The 1434-nt window shown below is 38.2% G+C and carries 3 protein-coding genes; 2 read left to right on the top strand and 1 reads right to left on the bottom strand.

Annotated elements, in window-relative coordinates:
• On the bottom strand, nucleotides 1–359 hold a 359-nt coding region (locus AC1DRF_RS27640), incomplete at its 3' end, for an MFS transporter (RefSeq protein ID WP_477742262.1).
• 104 nt (nucleotides 360–463) lie between these two features.
• On the opposite strand from AC1DRF_RS27640, the gene AC1DRF_RS27635 reads away from it, so the two are divergent.
• Together AC1DRF_RS27635 and AC1DRF_RS27630 are read left to right on the top strand one after the other, a co-directional pair.
• Nucleotides 464–634 carry a hypothetical protein gene (locus tag AC1DRF_RS27635; protein ID WP_477742261.1) on the top strand — a complete coding sequence of 57 codons (171 nt, stop codon included), beginning with the start codon at nucleotides 464–466 and terminating at the stop codon, nucleotides 632–634.
• Nucleotides 622–1329 carry a helix-turn-helix transcriptional regulator gene (locus tag AC1DRF_RS27630; protein ID WP_477742260.1) on the top strand — a complete coding sequence of 236 codons (708 nt, stop codon included), beginning with the start codon at nucleotides 622–624 and terminating at the stop codon, nucleotides 1327–1329. Before AC1DRF_RS27635 ends, AC1DRF_RS27630 begins: the two co-directional genes overlap by 13 nt.
• Nucleotides 1330–1434 lie beyond the last annotated feature (105 nt).

Here is a 1434-nt window from a genome sequence, read left to right as displayed (position 1 = left end):
GGAACAACCGTTACGATGCCTAATACTAAGCTTGTAACCATCATCCTCGTTTTGTTGATAGATAAAGCGTTTAAAGCGAGAACGATACAAATAGCAAATGATAAAATTAAAATCAATTTTTTTCGTTCGAAAATGTCTCCCAACGGTACTATCAAAAGATTTCCTATTGCATATCCAATTTGAGCTAAAGTAGCTATAATTCCTATGCTGGCCGCTGAAACATGAAAACTGGTGGACATGCTTACTAAAAGAGTTTGGTTCAAGTAAACGTTAGCCACTGTAAACCCGCAAACCGTAGCCATTAAAAGAACTAAGCCTCTTGATATATGAGACGCCTTTTCGCTATCTTTTACTATCATCTGTTTCACCTCCCTTACCAAGATCATAAAATAAGGATTATAATGGTAATAGGAGTCTAGTTATACTAGTAGTAAAAGTACTACCTACACAAAGGAGTAAAATCATGGTAAGCGATAAAGAAAGAAGAAAAGAATTGGGGGATTTTCTAAAGATAAGACGAGAACGATTGTCTCCAAAAGATTTTAACTTGCCTATTGGACCGAGAAGAAGAGCCAAAGGATTACGCAGAGAAGAAGAGCCAAAGGATTACGCAGAGAAGAAGTGTCTCAACTAGCAGGAGTCGGCATAACTTGGTATACGTGGCTGGAACAAGGACGAGATATACAAGTGTCTTCTGAAGTATTAGAAGCCATATCCCGTATTTTCAAATTAAATAAAGRAGAAATGGAGCATTTATTTTTATTAGGCAATCAGCCGCTTTCATCTGCAACCGTGCAGAATGAAAGAGAAAATATAGATCGTGTTGTCAAAAATCTATTAAGCCAATTAGGCCACTGCCCTGCCTATGTAACAGACGAAAAACTTAATATTGTAGACTGGAATAAAGCTGCTGTGATGGTATTTGGGGACTTTAACGAGATGGACGAGCGAAACCGCAATGCAGTGTGGCGCTGCTTCACTTCCCAAGAATATCAAAACCTTTTTCAAAATTGGGAAGATCATGCCCAACGACTAATTGCCCAATTCCGCCTAGCCTATACGCGTTTCGTCGGGGATGAGTGGTTTAAAACCATGATTAGTGAACTTAGCGAGAAAAGCCCTCAGTTTTACAAGTGGTGGTCTAATCATGAAGTTTTAGGCACACCTTGTGGGAAAAAGACCATTATCCACCCTGTGGCAGGAAAAATGATTATGGATCATATTACGCTCCAAGTGTATGATGCACCCCAATTAAAAGTGACTGTTTATCAGCCTCGTGAGGAAAATGAGACAAAAGAGAAGATGAAGCAGTTATTGAGGGAATGGTAGTAGTGTATATATTAATGGTCTTAATTATTAAAAGCCTATGTACTCCTGACAAGTACATAGGCTTTTTCTTGAGTTTACATAAGTTTGATTATAGGTATCTACAAA

The sequence above is a fragment of the Priestia sp. P5_B4 genome (assembly GCF_056400385.1).
Note: the sequence above shows the minus strand (reverse complement) of the source record. Positions and strands in the feature narration are given on the sequence as shown.